At 66.9% G+C, this 16,731-nt stretch carries 15 protein-coding genes; 3 read left to right on the forward strand and 12 right to left on the reverse strand.

Annotated elements, in window-relative coordinates:
* Window positions 1-165 precede the first annotated feature (165 nt).
* The 3 genes from AC3WTD_RS09455 to AC3WTD_RS09465 all read left to right on the forward strand — a co-directional run bounded on the left by AC3WTD_RS09455 (window position 166) and on the right by AC3WTD_RS09465 (window position 5,572).
* Entirely contained in the window at window positions 166-1,590 is a 1,425-nt protein-coding gene (locus AC3WTD_RS09455) for a sugar porter family MFS transporter (RefSeq protein WP_492613632.1), read from the forward strand.
* 159 nt (window positions 1,591-1,749) lie between these two features.
* Window positions 1,750-2,772, forward strand: coding sequence for a LacI family DNA-binding transcriptional regulator (locus AC3WTD_RS09460; protein WP_008434020.1), 1,023 nt, complete (start codon window positions 1,750-1,752; stop codon window positions 2,770-2,772).
* A gap of 301 nt (window positions 2,773-3,073) precedes the next feature.
* Window positions 3,074-5,572: a sensor domain-containing protein gene (locus AC3WTD_RS09465; RefSeq protein ID WP_492613633.1), complete on the forward strand. Its 2,499-nt coding sequence runs from the start codon at window positions 3,074-3,076 to the stop codon at window positions 5,570-5,572.
* A gap of 18 nt (window positions 5,573-5,590) precedes the next feature.
* On the opposite strand, the gene AC3WTD_RS09470 is transcribed toward AC3WTD_RS09465, so the two are convergent.
* From AC3WTD_RS09470 to AC3WTD_RS09525, 12 genes are all read right to left on the reverse strand, one after another.
* Window positions 5,591-6,001, reverse strand: coding sequence for an ACT domain-containing protein (locus AC3WTD_RS09470; RefSeq protein ID WP_492613634.1), 411 nt, complete (start codon window positions 5,999-6,001; stop codon window positions 5,591-5,593).
* A gap of 27 nt (window positions 6,002-6,028) precedes the next feature.
* Window positions 6,029-6,463, reverse strand: a complete 435-nt coding sequence (locus tag AC3WTD_RS09475; RefSeq protein WP_492613635.1) for a GNAT family N-acetyltransferase — start codon at window positions 6,461-6,463, stop codon at window positions 6,029-6,031.
* Window positions 6,464-6,487: 24 nt separating this feature from the next.
* On the reverse strand, window positions 6,488-6,676 hold the full coding sequence (locus AC3WTD_RS09480; RefSeq protein ID WP_027492585.1) for a hypothetical protein: 189 nt from the start codon (window positions 6,674-6,676) through the stop codon (window positions 6,488-6,490).
* Between the two features lie 80 nt (window positions 6,677-6,756).
* Complete coding sequence (locus AC3WTD_RS09485) at window positions 6,757-7,104, reverse strand: GFA family protein (protein ID WP_027492584.1); 348 nt, start codon at window positions 7,102-7,104, stop codon at window positions 6,757-6,759.
* Window positions 7,101-7,667 (reverse strand): GNAT family N-acetyltransferase, encoded by a 567-nt coding sequence (locus tag AC3WTD_RS09490; protein ID WP_492613636.1) that lies wholly within the window; start codon window positions 7,665-7,667, stop codon window positions 7,101-7,103. Before AC3WTD_RS09490 ends, AC3WTD_RS09485 begins: the two co-directional genes overlap by 4 nt.
* A 391-nt stretch (window positions 7,668-8,058) precedes the next feature.
* A complete protein-coding gene (locus AC3WTD_RS09495; RefSeq protein ID WP_492613637.1) occupies window positions 8,059-9,315 on the reverse strand; it encodes a hypothetical protein in 1,257 nt (418 codons plus the stop codon).
* A gap of 7 nt (window positions 9,316-9,322) precedes the next feature.
* Window positions 9,323-9,775, reverse strand: a complete 453-nt coding sequence (locus tag AC3WTD_RS09500) for a carboxymuconolactone decarboxylase family protein (protein WP_027492581.1) — start codon at window positions 9,773-9,775, stop codon at window positions 9,323-9,325.
* A gap of 96 nt (window positions 9,776-9,871) precedes the next feature.
* Entirely contained in the window at window positions 9,872-10,129 is a 258-nt protein-coding gene (locus tag AC3WTD_RS09505) for a hypothetical protein (protein WP_037089594.1), read from the reverse strand.
* Between the two features lie 910 nt (window positions 10,130-11,039).
* Window positions 11,040-12,419 (reverse strand): c-type cytochrome, encoded by a 1,380-nt coding sequence (locus AC3WTD_RS09510; protein WP_492613638.1) that lies wholly within the window; start codon window positions 12,417-12,419, stop codon window positions 11,040-11,042.
* Window positions 12,416-14,191 carry a GMC family oxidoreductase gene (locus AC3WTD_RS09515; RefSeq protein ID WP_492613639.1) on the reverse strand — a complete coding sequence of 592 codons (1,776 nt, stop codon included), beginning with the start codon at window positions 14,189-14,191 and terminating at the stop codon, window positions 12,416-12,418. The genes AC3WTD_RS09510 and AC3WTD_RS09515 overlap by 4 nt, the downstream gene beginning before the upstream one ends.
* Entirely contained in the window at window positions 14,188-14,904 is a 717-nt protein-coding gene (locus AC3WTD_RS09520) for a gluconate 2-dehydrogenase subunit 3 family protein (protein ID WP_027492579.1), read from the reverse strand. The genes AC3WTD_RS09515 and AC3WTD_RS09520 overlap by 4 nt, the downstream gene beginning before the upstream one ends.
* A 123-nt stretch (window positions 14,905-15,027) precedes the next feature.
* Window positions 15,028-16,716, reverse strand: a complete 1,689-nt coding sequence (locus AC3WTD_RS09525) for an alpha-amylase family glycosyl hydrolase (RefSeq protein ID WP_492613640.1) — start codon at window positions 16,714-16,716, stop codon at window positions 15,028-15,030.
* Window positions 16,717-16,731: the final 15 nt, after the last annotated feature.

The raw sequence follows: 16,731 nt of genomic DNA on the forward strand, positions 1-16,731 counted from the left end.
GAATCCCGAATCCCGAATCCCGAATCCCGAATCCCGAATCCCGAATCCCGAATCCCGAATCCCGAATCCCGAATCCCTTCACTGCATACGTATTCACCCGGACACAGTCAGTCGCCACGGTGCAGACTCGGGCGCATCTTGATGCCATGACGTTGGGGAGGCGCGATGGGCATGATGGAGGTGACGGGCGACGGGCTGGGCCAGCGTGCCACCGCGCGGGTGGTGCTGATCTCGGCGGCGGCGGCGCTGGGCGGGTTCCTGTTCGGTTTCGACACGGCGGTGATCAATGGCGCAGTCGACGCGGTGCGCGGCGGCTTCGCGCTGGATGCGGCGCAGATCGGCTTCGCGGTGTCCTGCGCGCTGCTCGGCTCGGCGGTGGGCGCCTGGTATGCCGGCATGCTGGCGAACCGCTTCGGCCGCGTGCGCACCATGCAGGTGGCGGCGGCGCTGCTGGTGGCCAGCGCGCTGGGCTCGGGGCTGGTCACCGGAGTGTGGGACCTGGTGCTGTGGCGGCTGGTCGGCGGTGTCGGCGTGGGCGTGGCCTCGGTGATCGCGCCCACCTACATCGCCGAGGTGTCGCCGGCGCACATCCGCGGCCGGCTCGGTTCGATGCAGCAGCTGGCGATCGTGCTGGGCATCTTCGCGGCGCTGCTCAGCGACGCCTGGCTGGCCGGCGTGGCCGGCGGCGCGACTGAGCCGCTGTGGCTGGGGCTGGCGGCGTGGCGCTGGATGTTCCTGGTGGCGACGCTGCCGGCGCTGGTCTACGGCACCCTGGTGCTGGGCGTGCCGGAATCGCCGCGCCACCTGGTCGCCAAGGGCCGCCTCGACGAGGCCCGCGTGGTGCTGCGCAACGTGCTGAACATGCACAACGAAACCGCGCTGGACAACAAGCTGCGCGACATCGAGGACAGCCTGCGTTCCGAACACAAGCCGCGCCTGCGCGACCTGTGCGGCAAGACGGCGGGCCTGCTGCCGGTGGTGTGGGTCGGCATCCTGCTGTCGGTGTTCCAGCAGTTCGTGGGCATCAACGTGATCTTCTACTACTCGTCCACGTTGTGGCATTCGGTGGGCTTCAGCGAGGCCGACTCGTTCACCATCACCGTGGTCACTTCGATCGTCAACGTGCTGGTCACCCTGGTGGCGATCGCGCTGGTCGACAAGGTCGGCCGCAAACCCCTGCTGGTGGTCGGCTCGGCCGGCATGGCGATCACCCTGGGATTGATGGCGTGGTGCTTCTCGCAGGCCACCGGCAGCGGCGCCACGCTGAGCCTGCCCGGCGCCACCGGCGTGGTGGCGCTGGTCGCGGCGAACGCCTATGTGGTGTTCTTCGGGGTGAGCTGGGGCCCGGTGGTGTGGGTACTGCTGGGCGAGATGTTCCCCAACCGGATCCGCGCCACCGCGCTGGCGGTGGCCGCGGCGGCGCAGTGGCTGGCCAACTTCGCGATCACCAGCACGTTCCCGGCGCTGGCCGAGCTGGGCCTCACCTTCGCATATGGGCTGTACGCCGGCTTCGCGCTGCTGTCGCTGCTGTTCGTGCTGGCCGGCGTGCGCGAGACCAAGGGCATCGAGCTGGAGGACATGCGCGCATGAAGGCCATCGGGCATACCGCGCCCCGGTCGGTGGCGCCGGCAGCGGACTGCGCCTGCCGCGAGGCGAGGCGGGCGGTATACGACAGGCGACGGGCAAACCGGCTAGGATTCGGGGGCCCCGGCACCGTGCCGGAAAAGCGGATGGCGGATCAGGCCGCGGATGAAGGGAAAAGCCACATCGATCGACATTGCCCACCTGGCCGGGGTATCCCAGGCCACGGTGTCGCGCGCGCTGCGCGGCAGCCCGCTGGTCAATGAGGAAACCCGGCGGCGCATCCAGGCAGCCGCCGACCAGCTCAACTACAAGGTCGACAAGAACGCCTCCAACCTGCGCCGGATGCACACCGGCACGCTGGCGCTGCTGTTCTTCGAGGACCCCACCGCCGACGAGTCGCACATCAACCCGTTCTTCCTGTCGATGCTGGGCTCGATCACCCGCGCCTGCGCGTTGCAGGGCTACGACCTGCTGATCTCGTTCCAGCAGTTCTCGCGCGACTGGCACGCCGATTTCGCCGACAGCAAGAAGGCCGACGGCCTGATCCTGCTCGGCTACGGCGACTACCTGGCGTATACCGACAAGCTGGAGAAGCTGGTGGCGCAGGGCACCCGCTTCGTGCGCTGGGGCGCGGTGCTGGCGGATCAGCCCGGCGTGTCGATCGGCTGCGACAACTTCCGTGGCGGCCAGGCGGTGGCCGCGCATCTGCTGGAACGCGGCTGCCGCCGCATCGCCTTCCTCGGCGACGCCTCCAGCCACTATCCCGAGTTCTTCGGCCGCTATCGCGGCTACGTCGATGCCTTGCAGCAGGCGGGCGTGGAAGTGGACCCGGCGCTGCAGGAGAACGCCGAGAGCACCGAGCACTCCGGCTACGAGGCGATGCGCAGCCTGATCCTGCGCGAGGTCGGCCTCGACGCGGTATTCGCCGCCAGCGACCTGATCGCGATCGGCGCCATGCGCGCGCTCAGCGACCATGGCCTGCGCGTGCCGCAGGACGTGGCGCTGGCCGGCTTCGACGACATCGCCACCGCCAGCTTCGTCAACCCGCCGCTGACCACCGTGCTGCAGGACACCAAGCAGGCCGGCGAGGTGCTGGTGGACAGCCTGCTCGGCCTGATCCGCGGCGAGCCGGTGGACAGCGAGGTGCTGCCGGTGAAGCTGGTGGTGCGGCGCTCCAGCCTACGCTGAGAGGTTGTGATTTTTTCAACCGCTCAGGCCGGCCACGGCGATGGCATGGCGAGGGCATGGATGCCCGAGTTGAGGCAACGCAGGAGCGGTTGCCCGAGGGCCGGGCATGAAACAGTCACGCCAGTGACTGTTTCATGTGAGCGAGTCCGGGCGTGTACCGGACTCGCGATCGAAGAAAACCACAGGATGTGGTTTTCTTCACAAGCTCTGAGATCATCGCTGCGCGGCGCCACTACCGCCTTTGCATGCAATCGCATAATCTGCCACTGTCATAGCCACTGGCGTGACGGACGCTCGCACCATGGATCAACCACGGCTGGAGCTGGACTTTCATCAGGTATTCGAGCGGGTCACCGACGCCTACATGGCGCTGGACCGGGACTGGCGCTATACCTACCTGAACTCCACCGCCTGTCAGCTTTTCGGGCGCAAGGCGGAAGAACTGATCGGTCGGCACATCTGGACGGAGTTTCCCGAAGGCATCGGGTACCCGTTCCAGCTCGCCTACGAAAAGGCGATGGTCGAACAGTGCCCGCAACACGTCGAGGCGTTCTACCCGCCGTACCATCGCTGGTTCGAGAACCGCATCTATCCGTCGGCGGACGGGCTGACGATCTATTTCCGCGACATCACCGAGCGCAAGCGCGCCGAGCAGCTGGCGACCGGCCAGCACGAGATCCTGGAAGGTATCGCGGCGCAGCGGCCGCTGGTGGAAAGCCTGGAACGGATCGCGCGCCTGCACGAGACGATGAACCCCGGCGCGTTGTGCTCGCTGCTGCTGCTCGATGACAACGGCCGGCACGTGCTGCATGGCGCCGCACCCAGCCTGCCGGACGCGTACAACCGCGCCATGCACGGGCAGGAGATCGGCGAGGCGCATGGCTCGTGCGGCACCGCTGCGTGGCGCGGCGAGCGGGTGGTGGTGGCCGACATCGCCAGCCACCCGTACTGGGAGAACTACCGGGAAGTGGCGCTGGCGCATGGCCTCAAGGCGTGCTGGTCGACGCCGGTGCTCGGCAGCCACAAGGAAGTGCTCGGCACGTTCGCGGTGTATTTCCGCGAGCCGCGCGAGCCACGCGAGGAGGAACTGCACAGCATCGATCAGATGTTGCCGATCACCGGCATCGCGATCGAGAGCGAGCGCCTGGTCGCGTGCCTGCGCGAACGCAACCGCTTCTTCGAGTTGTCGCAGGAGATCTTCTGCATCCTCGACCCGCGCAGCGGGCGGCTGCTGCGGTTCAACCCGTCGCTGCCGCACCTGACCGGCTACGGCGCCAGCGAGCTGACCTCGCGGCCTTACCGCGAATTCCTGCTGCCGCAGAACCCCGGCGACGATGCCGACCCGATGCTGGCGAGCGGCCAGTCCTGCGGGCGCGTACACGAGTTCGTCAACCGTTGCCGCTGCCGCGACGGCAGCGAGCGGTTGCTGGAGTGGGTCTCGTTCGCCGCGCCCGACGGCCTGCTCTACGCGGTGGCGCGCGACATCACCGAGCGGCGCCGGGTCGAGGCTGAGCTGGCCCGTGCCTCCAGCCACGACCCGGTTACCGGCCTGCCGCAGCACCTGCTGCTCGGGCGCGAGGTGAGCGACCTGCTGAAGGACAGCACGGAGCCGGTCTGGGTGCTGGTGATCGGGCTGGACCGCTTCCAGGGCGTCAACGAATCGGTGGGTCACCTGAGCGGCGACGATGTGCTGCGGCAACTGGCCGGTCGCCTGCAGGCGGCGTTGGCCGAGCAGGGCCGGATCGCCCGCTTCGCCGGCGACGAGTTCGTGGTGACGGCGGCCGGCCTGTCGGCGGACGGCGCACTGGCGTTGGCCGAGCGCCTGCGTGCCGCCGTGGCCGAACCGGTCGAGGGCAGCGATTACCGCCTGCTGCTGACCGCCAGCGTCGGCATCAGCCATTCGCCCGACCACGGCACCGATCCAAACGACCTGCTGCGCCGGGCCGAGGCCGCGATGAACCAGGCCAAGCGGGAGGGACGTGACCGGGTGTCCGAGTTCTCGGTCGAGCAGATGCGCGATCTGGAAGACCGCCTGGTGATGGGCAACCAGCTGCGCGATGCGATCCGGCGCGGCGAGTTGGAACTCCACTACCAGCCGCAGTATCGCGCCACCGACCGTCGGCTGACCGGTTTCGAGGCGTTGCTGCGCTGGAACAGCCGCCAGCTCGGCCAGGTCCCGCCGGGGCGTTTCATCCCGATCGCCGAAGCGCTGGGTCTGATGCCCGAGATCGGCGAGTGGGTGCTCGACGCGGCCTGCCGGCAACTGCGGGCGTGGCTGGACCGCGGCCATCGCGACTTCACCGTCGCGGTGAACATGTCGGCACAGCAGTTGCAGCGCCCCGGTCTGGCGGCGCAGGTCGGCGCGGCCCTGCAGCAGTACGGCGTGCCGGCGGCGATGCTGGACATCGAGATCACCGAGAGCTCGTTCATGGAGAACGTGTGGCGCGTGCAGCGCACGCTGGCCGAGCTGAAGGCGCTGGGCATCTGCTTGTCGCTGGACGATTTCGGCACCGGCTATTCCAGCCTGGCCTACCTCAAGCAATTCCCGATCGACAAGCTGAAGATCGACCAGGCCTTCGTGCGCGAGCTGCCAGCGGGCGCCGCCGACGCGGCGATCGTGCGCACCATCATCGAGGTGGCGCACGCACTGCACATGCATGTCGCCGCCGAAGGCGTGGCGACCCAGGCACAGGCGGACTTCCTCGCCGCCGCCGGCTGCGATGAACTGCAAGGCAACCACCTCGGCCCGGCCCTGAATGTGGAGCAGGCCGGGGAGCGTTTCGGCGAGGGGCGCGCGTAGCGGATCGGCGGCGTTCGCTCAGGCGGCGCCGGCACGTTCCTGCAGCGCCCACAGTGCGGCGAGCGCCTGGCTGGCTGACTCGACGGGCACGAACAGGTGGTCGTGACACGCGGCGGCGACGACGTTGCAGCTGATGCCGGCCTCGGCCAGCGCAGCCGCCACGGCGGCGGTCAGGCCGACGGCGTGCAGGTCGGAATGCACGGTCAGGGTGATCCACGCGGCGCGGAACAGCACCGCCAGCCCGGCATCTACCGCCTGCTGCTCCTCGACGATGAGCGTGAGTCCCTCGTGCTCTCGGAAGGTGGCGATCGGTTCGACGCGAGTGGGGATGCTGCCGCCGGGCAGCGCGACGAATACATACACGCCGCGGTTCAGCACGGGATGCATCGAGTGCAGCAGTTCGGCGAGATTCGAGACGGCGTGGCTCATGGCAGTCCCCGCGACAGGCGCAAGCGATCAGCTCGCCGGCCGCACGCTCCTGGGCTGGTACGCCATGCCGACGCCCGCCGGCGCGGTCGGTTCGAAGCCGAACCCGGCATACAGCTCCTGCGCCCTGCCGTCCGCGATCAGGCTGACGTAGCCGCCGGGCGGCACGTTTGCGTCGAGGTAGTCCATGATCTCCCGCATGATGCGCTTGCCCAGGCCCTTGCCCTGGTGCCCAGGCAGCACCGCGATGTCCACCACCTGGTAGAAGCATCCGCCGTCTCCGATGACGCGGCCCATGCCGACCGGCTCGCCGCGATGCAGGATCTGCACCGCGAACAGCGAGCCCGGCAGCCCGCGCGCGGCCGCATCTTCGGACTTCGCGCTGAGCCCTGCACCGGTGCGCAGGGCGTGGTAGACGCTGCCGCTCGGGATGGCGTGGAGGACGGCGTAGGCTGCGTCGTTCATGCTCATGCTGCTATTGGCGCCGGCTCATTTGCCGGCCGACGATGCTGTGGGCGTCTTGCGGAACAGTCGAAGCCAGAACGCCAGCTCGAACAGCACGCCGGCGAGCACCAGCACGCTGCCGACCAGCGGAGCGCCGAAGTACAGCGGGCCGAGGCCGATGGCATAGGCGGCGATGGCCGCGAGGAAGATGGCGAAAGTGATCAGGTGGCGCATGGATTCACCTCTTTGCGTGGGGCGTGGCGTTCACGGATGGGCCGCAGGCTGTTTCGTGGCAGCAAGGGCCGGCCCGCGTTTCACCGCGCACGGCCATCGTAGTGCCGGACCGGGATCGCCGAAAGCTCGATGCCCTCGATGCGGCGGATGTTGATCGCGGCCATCGCGTTGCCCTTCGGGTTCGTACCTTCGGCGTACGGATGCATGCCGCAGACCGGACAGAACCGGTGCTGGACGGCGTGCCTGTTGAACGTGTAGCTGCTGGTGGCGTCCTCGGGCGTGAGCAGGTGGAGCTTCTCGCACAGCACGAACCACAGCGGCGAACCCCTGCGCTGGCAGATCGAGCAGTTGCACGCCAGCGCTTCCCCGATCTCGCTTTCCACCTCGAACGCCACCTTGCCGCAGTGGCAGTTGCCTTTGTCATTCATGACCGGACTTCCGATGTCCCGCGTCGGGGCGCGATGTTCGACGATGGGCCCGCGATGGATCGTGCCATCACGATATCCCGCTGCGGGTCGTTGCCCAGCGGAAAAACGTGGTCACCGACCTCGACGAAGCCGCACTTCCGGTAGAACGAGATCGCCCGCGGGTTGCGTTCCCACACGCCCAGCCAGGCCACGTCCGAGCCGCGTGCCTGCAACGCTCCGATACAGGCGCCCATCAGCTCCTGCGCGATGCCGTTGCCGTGCCAATCATCAACTATGTACAGCCGCTGGACCTCGCCCGGGGATTGGGCTGGAACGCAATCCGGCGCGTCACCCCAGCGCAGTTGGGCAAACCCTATGAGCCCTTCGCCATCCTCGCACATCAACGTAAGCATGTTCGGGCTGGCAATCTCGCCCGATTGGATGGCCTCGCTGTAGCTGGTCCGGCAATGAAGATCCATGTCTTCACCCGTATTCACGGCGCCAAAGGTGGTTCGGAACGTCGCCTCGGCAAGCCGGGAGAGTGGCCCTGCGTCGCTGCGGCTGGCTTTTCGTATGACGGGCAACGGAACCTCCAGAGGGCACTTGATCCCTGTCAGGCCCGAATCGGGGCATGTGGATGGATGCTCGGTCGCCGTCACTCGGGCGTCAAGCCGAGGGAAAAGCAACGCACCGATCGGTGCATTTGCCGTGGGGAACACAAAATACCCCTGACGCGAATGGCACTTACTTAAGCCCCGTTTGTCCCCGGATCAAGTCCGGGGCAGGCTCTGAGCGCAGGCCGAAGTCGAAGGACACGCCGGCAATGGGGCGGCACTGACCTGGCGGCGCTTCGACTCCGCCCGCTGCGGGAAAAGGTGCGGGAAAAGGGGACGTGGCCAATTAATCCCACGCTCAATGCTCGCCAGTGTGAGGGGCGAGGCTTACTTCTTTTGGATGACATGGCAAAAAATGGGGCTAGATTCGCATACCCGACATCCCGAGCACGATGACGATCGCCAGGATCATGCTTGCGCTGACCGTGAGTATCCAGCCGCGATCAACCACGCGCCGGCCCACCCCGTGCGCGAGAAGTATTCCGCGCGCGCCCGAGGCAAGATGGCCAAGCACGAAGAAGACCCCCAGCAGGTAGTGCGGCAGCAGCCGGATATTCCATGCCCCGTGGATGATGCCGTCCGGGGCGCCCACGGCAAATGCCCAATCACTCGGAGTGTTCAGGTAGCTGCGGGCGTAAACGAATACCGAGTCCAGGTGTCCGATGACGTAGACGGCGAGATACAGACCCGCGGCCAATTGAAAGCTGCGGAAAACGTCGCCGCGTTTGCCGCTCCAGTGCCAAAACAGACGCATGCCGGTTATCGTCTGCAAGAGCAGTAGCAACACCAGGATCGGCTGCACAATGGGGTTCCGGTAAACGGTCGCGCCGATGTGCTGAACGGCGTTGTACGTTTCCGACGAGGCAAGGAAGAACACGTGGTTGATCACGTGAAAGGCGATGTAGAAGACGATCACGGCTGCCGTAATGCCGTGAACGACCCGCCAGCGGGTGACGCTGCAGGGTCCGTTCGCGGGCTTCTCGGTATCGGGGCTCGCGAGCGCAATCCCCGCCATGGCCACCCACAGCACCGACCAGACAACCTCGTCAGGCAGACGGCTCTTGACCATGTAGGTCACGACGCCCAGAAAGACGTAGAGCGTTGGCGCCATGACGGTGGCGTAGGCGAGTCGGCGCATGCTGGTGGGCCCGGGAAGCTTCCAGGCGAAGGCAAACCCGACGGCGGGCGTGAGGAACACACCAGCGAGCATCACGACGGCGAGCGGAATCGACGCGGACCCAGTTGCCGCGGGGCCGCCGACCGCCATGTGGAAGCCATCGAGCCAGAATGGATAGCCGATGGCCGCCACGGCGGGAATCAGTCCGAGGAGTCTTGCCAAGCCGTACGACCTGACGCCGGTGGTTCGCACCCCCGACATCTCGCGCATACTCGTATTCATTTTCGGAGTCTCCATGCGCGCGCTGTCGGTCATGCGATGCGGGTGGTTGACGTTCTGGAAGAACCCGGCGCTGGCCAGTGCCTGCTTGAAGTCACCAGCCGGGAACTCCACGCCGTGATCATTGTGCAGCAAAGTGCCGGCCGCTGGTTGGCGTTGACGCAGCGCCGCGGCCAGCACCCGGCGGGTCAGCTGGGCCGTCTGGGAAAATGTCCCTGACACTTTTTGCCTATGGCTTGACCGAATAGCGGCTGGAGGTTGCGATGCGGTTCCAGGCGTTGATGACGATCGCCAGCCATTCGACCGCTGATATTTCGTCGGCGGACAGGGTTGCCGCCGCCAGATCGTAAACCGTATCCGGTACCTGCCCCTCGGAGATCAGCGTAACCGCCTCGATGAGCTCCAGCGCGGCGCGTTCTTTCCCGGTGAAGTAGTCGGCTTCCTGCCATGCTGCAAGAACAGCGATGCGATCCGCCGGCTCGCCACTGGCAAGCGCGTCCCGTGTGTGCAGTCGGCAACAGAAGGCGCAGTGGTTGATCTGGGAGGCGCGCAGGCGCAAGAGATGCGAGAAGCCGTCGGCGAACCCTGCCTTCGTCAGGGCGTCGGACGCAAGTCGTTCGAGCTTCGCCACGGTTTGGTACAAATCAGGTGCGGATTTGCTGAGATTTACTCTTTCAGTCATTTGGATTTTTCCTTGGTGCTGTCTGACATTGGAGCCAAGTCGAGCCCATGCGCGAAGCGATCGGGCCCCCGACTTGAGCGAACCGTCAGGTCATAGCTAGTTGCGGGACCATACGATATCAATCCCTTCGGACGTTCCTGTTGCGTGCCTGAGCAGGGAGATGAACTCACTGCTCGCGCCAAGGCGCTCCAGCACATCGATCGCCGTGTGCTCGACGAAGTAGTCCTGATCCGTAGACGACTCCTCCTCCATGTGGTCGATCAGGATCTCCAGGTCACGCTCCGAGATATTTCCGAGCGTGCGGCCACTTTCCTTTTCCGATATGCGAATACTCATGAATGAGGCTTTTTTCATGGGTTGCGGGATCGATGGGGTGCGGCCTGACGCTTGGCAAGCTCCGCATCGGGGCAGATGCACCCGATGTTCGGCCTTCGGCTTTCCTCGGTCAAGTCGACGAATCCTGCCGTGCAACAAGGAGTTGCGGATGGCGACTGGTGTAGGTGAGGGACGGTGGCACGATTGCATCTTTCATGAATCGGGGTGCCAGGTCTTATCCCCACAATCGTCGGTGGTGACGGGGCTGATTCCAGGGTGCCGGTGGGTATCCCGCTTGCCGGCTGTCATTCGGCGACGTTTGCCGCCCAGGCGCTACGGCTTGCGCACCGAGGCCACCTGCGTGGGATAGCTGCGCTGTTGATCCTGGCGCGTCGGAAAATGTCCCTGACACGAATGGCACTTACTTAAGCCCGTTCGTCCCCGGATCAAGTCCGGGGCAGGCTCTGAGCGTAGGCCGAAGGCCGCACGCGGGGAGTGGCCATGGATGGCCACGGTCCTGAGGAGCGAGGAAGTCGAAGGACACGCCGGCGATGGGGGCGGCCCTCACCTGGCGGCGCTTCGACTCCGCCCGCTGTGCGGGCTACGCTCAGCGAGAACGGGGCTTAAGTAAGTGTCATTCGTCCTTGACACCTTTTGCCCGATCTCGCCTTCCACCTCGAACACCACCCTGCCTCAGTGGCAGCTGCTTTTGTAGTTCATGACCATTCTCCCGATGTTCCGCGTCGTGGTCTGGTGTTCGACGATGGGCCTGCGATGGATCGTGTCATGACGATATCCCGCTGTGGAGCGTGCCCAGCGGAAAGACGTGCTCGCCGGTCTCGGCGAAGCCGCACTTCCGAGTTGAATTCGCCGCTGACGGCGCCGTCTGCGGTGTCCACGGTTGCCGCGGGCGGGCTGCCGGTGAACACCCCTGGGAGGAACCACGGACTTAGGGTTGCCGGGCGCGTGGGTCGTAGCCGGTCATCATGGTCTTGCCTGCAGGTGGCAGGTTACGCATGCGTGCCACCTGCTGCGCATCCACCGCTCCACCGCGGTTGCCCCAGCTGGAGCGCACGAAGGTAAGCAGCGTCGCCAGCTGGCTGTCGTCTAGCCGCTCGCGGAAGGCCGGCATGCTGAACTGGGTGGGCGTGTCGCGGCCGGACGGCATGGTGCCGCCGTGCAGGACCAGGCGGATCACCGAGCCCGGGTCGCTGCCGTTAAGTACGGGGTTGCCGGCCAGCGCAGGGTAGACCTGACCGTAGCCGTGGCCGTCACTGCGATGGCAGGCCGCGCAGTTGTCGAGGTAGAGCTGGGCGCCGGCTGCGCCGACGTTGCCCGCGGCCAGGGCGGTGTGGGTCGCCGGGTCATAGGCCAGCGCGGCCTCCTGCCGCGCCGGCGGCAGCGATTTCAGGAAATGTGCGATGGCGGCGAGATCCCCGTCGTCGAGATACTGCGTGCTGTGCTGGACCACGTCGGCCATGCCGCCGAAGATGGCGCTGTGCTCGCTGCGTCCCGTCTTGAGCACGGCGACCAGTTCCTCCGCGCTGACGCTGCCCAGCCCGCTCGCCGCTTCGCCGCGCAGGCTGGGGGCGATCCAGTGGTCGCTCTCGCCGCCGCTCAGGTAGGTCGTGCCGTCGCTGGCGCTGAGTGCCTTTTCCTGCAGCGTGAACGAGCGCGGCGTGTGGCAGGCGCCGCAGTGGCCGAGGCCCTCGACCAGGTATTCGCCACGCGCCAACGCCGGGTCCTGCACCGCGGTTGCCGTCGGCGGCGCCACCGTCGGCGCGAACAGCCAGCGCCAGTACGTCAGCGGCCAGTTCATCGACAGCGGCCACGGGATGCCGTTGCGGCGGTTGGCCTGCTCCACCGGAGCCACGTCGTGCATGAAGTAGGCGTACAGCGCCTGGACGTCCTGGTCGCTCACCTTGGCGAATGAGGGGTAGGGCATCGCCGGATAGAGCGTCTCCCCCGAGTCCGCGATGCCGCGCCGCACGGCGCGTTCGAACTGGCCGTAGGTGTAGTTGCCGATGCCGGTCTTCGGGTCGGGCGTGATGTTGGTGCTGTAGATGGTGCCGACCGGCGACGCGATCGGCAAGCCGCCAGCGAAGGGCTTGCCGCCGGGCGCCGTATGGCAGGCCGCGCAATCGCCCGCCCTGGCCAGGTATTCGCCTTGCCTGAGCTGCGCTTCGGTCGGCGCCGCCGTGGTGGTCGCGGCGTCGCCGCCGCCGCGGAACAGCTTCGTCGGCAGCCACGCCAGCAACAACAGCACGGCCAGCACTACGATGGTGCGCCACCAGCCGCCACTGCGTCGACGTCGGGACGGAGTGTTCATGTCTGCACCAGGGGACCGGGATGCTTGAGATAGGTCTCGCGGATGGCCTTGGCCGACCAGTAGGTGAGGCCGCCGATGAGGCCGGTCGGGTTGTAGCCGAGGTTCTGCGGGAACGCCGATGCGCCGGTCACGAACACGTTGGGCACGTCCCAGCTCTGCTGGAAGCGGTTCAGCGCGCTGGTGGCCGGGTCGTTGCCCTGGATCACGCCGCCGGTGGTGTGCGTGGTCTGGTACTGCCGGGTGTCGTAATGGTCGCCGGGCTTGCGCAGGGTCTGCGAGGTGGCCCGGGGCTTCATCCGGGCGACGATCTCCTGGGCGCGCTCGGTCAGGTAGCGCGTCATCTTGTACTCGTTGTCGTGCCAGTCGAAGGTGATCCGCAGCAGCGGCTGGCCGAACGCGTCCTTGTAGGTGGGGTCGAGGTCGAGGTAACGGTCGCGGTAGGCCATCACTGAGCCGTGCGTGCCGACGAACGTGGTATGCAGGTAGCTGTCCTTCGCCGCACGTTTCCATGCCGCGCCCCAAGCCGGTGTGCCGGGCGGCACGGCCAGCTGCTGGATCGGCCGCCCGCCGGTCTGACCGCCGATGATGTAGCCGCCGCCGATGAAGCCGAGCGGGCCATGGTCGAAATGGTCGGAGTTGAAGTCGTCGACGATCTGCGAACCGCCGGCGCCCGCGCCGATGAATGGATTGATGGCGGTGTCCTTGTCGAAGAACAGGCCGATGCTGCTCATCATCTGGTACGCGTAGTTCTTGCCGATCACACCGGCGCCGGTGGCCGGGTCGTAGGGCTTGCCGATGCCCGAAAGCAGCATCAGCCGCACGTTGTGCATCTGGAAGGCGGCCACGATGACCAGCTCGGCCGGCTGCTCGATCTCCTTCCCCTGCGCGTCGACATAGGTGACGCCGGTGGCGCGTTTGCCGCCGGCGTCGAGGTTGATCCGCGTCACGTGGCTGCCGGTGCGCAGGGTGAAATTCTTGCGCCGCATCAGCACGGGCAGGATCGTGGTCTGCGGCGTCGCCTTGGCATACATGTAGCAGCCGAAGCGTTCGCAATAGCCGCACAGGTTGCACGGCCCCAACCGTGCGCCATAGGGGTTGGTGTAGGGCTGGGAGGCATTCGATGCCGGCTGCGGGAACGGCTGGTGGCCGAGGGCCCTGGCGGCGTCGGCGAACAGTCTGGCGCCCTGGGTATCGGCGACCGGCGGGTTGGGGTAGGCGCGTTTGCGCACGCCCTCGAAGGGATTGCCGCCTTGCTGGATGGCGCCGTTGAGGTTGCCGGCGCGGCCCGAGGTGCCGCAGACGTACTCGAACTGGTCGAGGAACGGTTCCAGCTCGTCGTAGCCCACCCCGTAGTCCTGGATCTGCATGTCTGCCGGCATGAACTTCTCGCCGTAGCGCTTGGCGATGTGGCTGCGGAACTCCAGGTCTTCCGGGGAAGGCCGGTAGTGCTGGCCGTTCCAGTGCGTACCCGCGCCGCCCACGTTGTTGCCCAGCAGGAACGAACCGTACTGGCGATAGGGCACCGCCGTGTCGCTGACGGCGTGGCGGATGGTGATGGTTTCCCGCGCCAGCGGCTGGAACAGCTTGCCGCGGATGCCATAGGCCAGCTCGTCGGCGATGCCGGGGTAGGCCCAGTCCGGCGAGGTGTCCTGGTAGTTGCCGCGCTCCAGCGCCAGCACTTCCACGCCGGCCTCGCTCAGTTCCATGCCCATGATCGCGCCGGTCCAGCCGAAGCCCACGATCACCACGTCCACCGGCTTCATGCGGATCATGACTGCCGCTCTCCGCGGATCGACACCGGGCCCAGCGGATAGACCTTGCCCGGCTGCTCGATCCAGTCGGCGTAGTCGGCACGCGCACCGGGGAAGCCGATCATCTTCCAGCCGCCCATCTGCCTGTTGCCGCCATACATCGGGTCGGCGAAGTAGCCTTCCTTGGTGTTCTGCAGCAGTTGCGCGAAGAACGTGGCCGCCGGCACCTGCTCGAGCGTGATGCCGCCCTTCTCCAGTTGGTGCAGCACCTCGTCGCGCACCTCCGGGGCCAGCGCGGGAAAATCCTTGTCGTGCTGCTTCCTGCACCAGTCGTCGATGGCGGCGATGGCGGTGCGGTAGAGGTCGCGTGGCGTGAAGCGCAGCTGGTAGCCGAGCGTGGACGGCGTGTCGGGCACGAACGGCCCCTGCATGTACCAGAAGCCGCCGTGCCCGTAGGCAGCCTCCATCTCGCGGTCGATGAATTCGGGCACGCCGGCTTCGAGCGCACCGGGACCGTCCTCGTTGGCGGGAATCAGCCGATCCACCGCGGCCTGCAGGAACTCCCACTCCGGCGCGGTGAAGTAGCGCGGCGCATAGGCGCTTGGCTGCGCGGCCGCCGTGGCATGTTGCGTCGGCGCGAACGCGGAGGTGCCGAGCAGGCCGACCGCCGGGGCGATGGCCAGCGACTGTCGCAGGAAACCTCGCCGCGATGGCGAGCGGGGCTGGTTCGACATGGCGCCTCCCGGGCGATCGTGCGTGATCGCCTCGCGCATGCTGGCAAGTCGGGCGCGAGCAAAACGTGAAGTTGCCTGCGCGCCTGTGTGCGCCGGATCGCCCGCCGTTGCGACGCCGGCGCGTCAGTGCACCGGGTGCCCGCGTTCTTCCATCAGCCGGGTGAGCTCGGCGACCAGCTCGGGGTGGGTCGCCGCGGCGTCGAGCAGGTAGACCTGCACATCGTGTGCCGGCACGCGGGCGCGCAGGCGGCCGTGCTCGGCCACGTCAATTGCACTGCCGCCGAGCGCCGGCTGCCAGCGGCCGGGCTGCAGGTAGTCGCTGATGTCGAATGATGCGATGGCATCGCCCTTGTTGAGCAGCACCAGCGCGATCTGGTGCGTATCGCCCTTCTGGTACACGCGGTAGAACGCGGCCTGGTTGCCGGCGAAGCGCAGCGGCAACATTAGGCCGCGTTGCAGGGCGGGGGTGCTTTCGCGCAGCAAGGCGATGCGCTTGAGTTGGCGGTAGATCGGACTTTTCGCGGCGTTGTCGATGCGCTGCTGGCCGTAGTAGTTGCGGTTGCCTTCGTGCTCGGCGTTGCCACGTTCGAAGCCGGTCTCGGAGCCGTAGTAGATCGCCGGGATGCCGCGCGCGGTGAACAGCCAGTTGTTGGCGTCGATGAAGCCGGCGTCGTCCGTCTTCAGCCGCGCCATGTCGTGGTTGTCGTAGAAGGTGACCAGTTCGTACGGGTTCTGGTACGGGCCGTTGGTCAGGTAAAGGCGGTCGAGCAGGTGGGCGTAGTCGCTGCCGGGGCGCTCGAACACCTCGGCGATGCGACCGCGCAGCGGGAAGTCGAGCACGCTGATGGCGCCGCTCGAAGGCCAGGTGTACTGGCCGATGTTGTCGGGGCTGTAGTCGAACGCCTCGCCGAACATGAAGAAGCCGGGGTGCTTCGCGCGGATGCGCGCGCTGAACTGCTTCCAGAATGCGGTGGACATGTGGCTGATGGTGTCGATGCGGAAGGCATCGGCGCCCTCGCCGATCCACTGCTCGTAGGCGCCCACGAAGTAGTCGAGCACGGCCGGGCTCTGGTCGTCGTTGTTGGACAGCTGCACCAGGTCGTCGTAGGCGTGGTAGAAGCGGTGCAGCGGGTTGCGTACCGGGTCCAGCTGGTACGGCGGCAGGTTCTGCTGGTCGGCAACGAGCTTGCCGTTCTTGTCGAAGATCTGGCCGTACTGCGGTTGGCGCACCGGCATGCTGAAGGCGGGCGAGCCGTGGTTGACCACGATGTCCTGCACCACCTTGAGCCCGGCCGAGTGCATCTTCGCGGTGAACTGGCGGAAGTCGAGGCCCTTGCTGGGCAGGTGCTCGTCGAGCTTGTAGAAGTTGACGCCCCAGTAGCCGTGGAAGCCGGTCTTGCCGCGGTCGGTGAACTTCGAGCCCCAGCTCACCGGGTCGCCGCCGGTGAATGCCTCGTCGGGGTTGTCCACGATCGGGGTGATCCACACCGCGCCGAAGCCCATGCCGCGGATGTAGCCGGCGTTGTCCAGCACGCCCTTGAAGTCGCCGCCGAGGTAGCCGATGTTCGCGCTCTCGCCCTTGGGCGCGCCAGCAACCGGGACGTCGAAGGTGCGATGCGCGCCGCCCTGGTCGCGGTGGTCGTTCGACGGATCGCCGTTGACGAAGCGGTCGGTCATCACGAAGTAGATCGCGTTGGAGGCGAACGGCGCGTCGGTGCCGACGAACTCCGGTGGGGTGGTCGGCGCGGCCGCCTGCGCGAGGCCGCAGGCGAGGGTGGCGACGAGGGCGGGAAGCAGGCGCTTGGCGGTCATGGTTCGGTTTCCGTC

The sequence above is a fragment of the Rhodanobacter sp. FW106-PBR-R2A-1-15 genome (assembly GCF_058789735.1).

Coding starts and splice junctions, on each gene's coding strand:
- AC3WTD_RS09455 (WP_492613632.1), top strand. CDS start 166: ATGGGCATGATGGAGGTGACGGGCGACGGGCTGGGCCAGCGTGCCACC.
- AC3WTD_RS09460 (WP_008434020.1), top strand. CDS start 1,750: ATGAAGGGAAAAGCCACATCGATCGACATTGCCCACCTGGCCGGGGTA.
- AC3WTD_RS09465 (WP_492613633.1), top strand. CDS start 3,074: ATGGATCAACCACGGCTGGAGCTGGACTTTCATCAGGTATTCGAGCGG.
- AC3WTD_RS09470 (WP_492613634.1), bottom strand. CDS start 6,001: ATGAGCCACGCCGTCTCGAATCTCGCCGAACTGCTGCACTCGATGCAT.
- AC3WTD_RS09475 (WP_492613635.1), bottom strand. CDS start 6,463: ATGAACGACGCAGCCTACGCCGTCCTCCACGCCATCCCGAGCGGCAGC.
- AC3WTD_RS09480 (WP_027492585.1), bottom strand. CDS start 6,676: ATGCGCCACCTGATCACTTTCGCCATCTTCCTCGCGGCCATCGCCGCC.
- AC3WTD_RS09485 (WP_027492584.1), bottom strand. CDS start 7,104: ATGAATGACAAAGGCAACTGCCACTGCGGCAAGGTGGCGTTCGAGGTG.
- AC3WTD_RS09500 (WP_027492581.1), bottom strand. CDS start 9,775: ATGACTGAAAGAGTAAATCTCAGCAAATCCGCACCTGATTTGTACCAA.
- AC3WTD_RS09505 (WP_037089594.1), bottom strand. CDS start 10,129: ATGAAAAAAGCCTCATTCATGAGTATTCGCATATCGGAAAAGGAAAGT.
- AC3WTD_RS09510 (WP_492613638.1), bottom strand. CDS start 12,419: ATGAACACTCCGTCCCGACGTCGACGCAGTGGCGGCTGGTGGCGCACC.
- AC3WTD_RS09515 (WP_492613639.1), bottom strand. CDS start 14,191: ATGATCCGCATGAAGCCGGTGGACGTGGTGATCGTGGGCTTCGGCTGG.
- AC3WTD_RS09520 (WP_027492579.1), bottom strand. CDS start 14,904: ATGTCGAACCAGCCCCGCTCGCCATCGCGGCGAGGTTTCCTGCGACAG.
- AC3WTD_RS09525 (WP_492613640.1), bottom strand. CDS start 16,716: ATGACCGCCAAGCGCCTGCTTCCCGCCCTCGTCGCCACCCTCGCCTGC.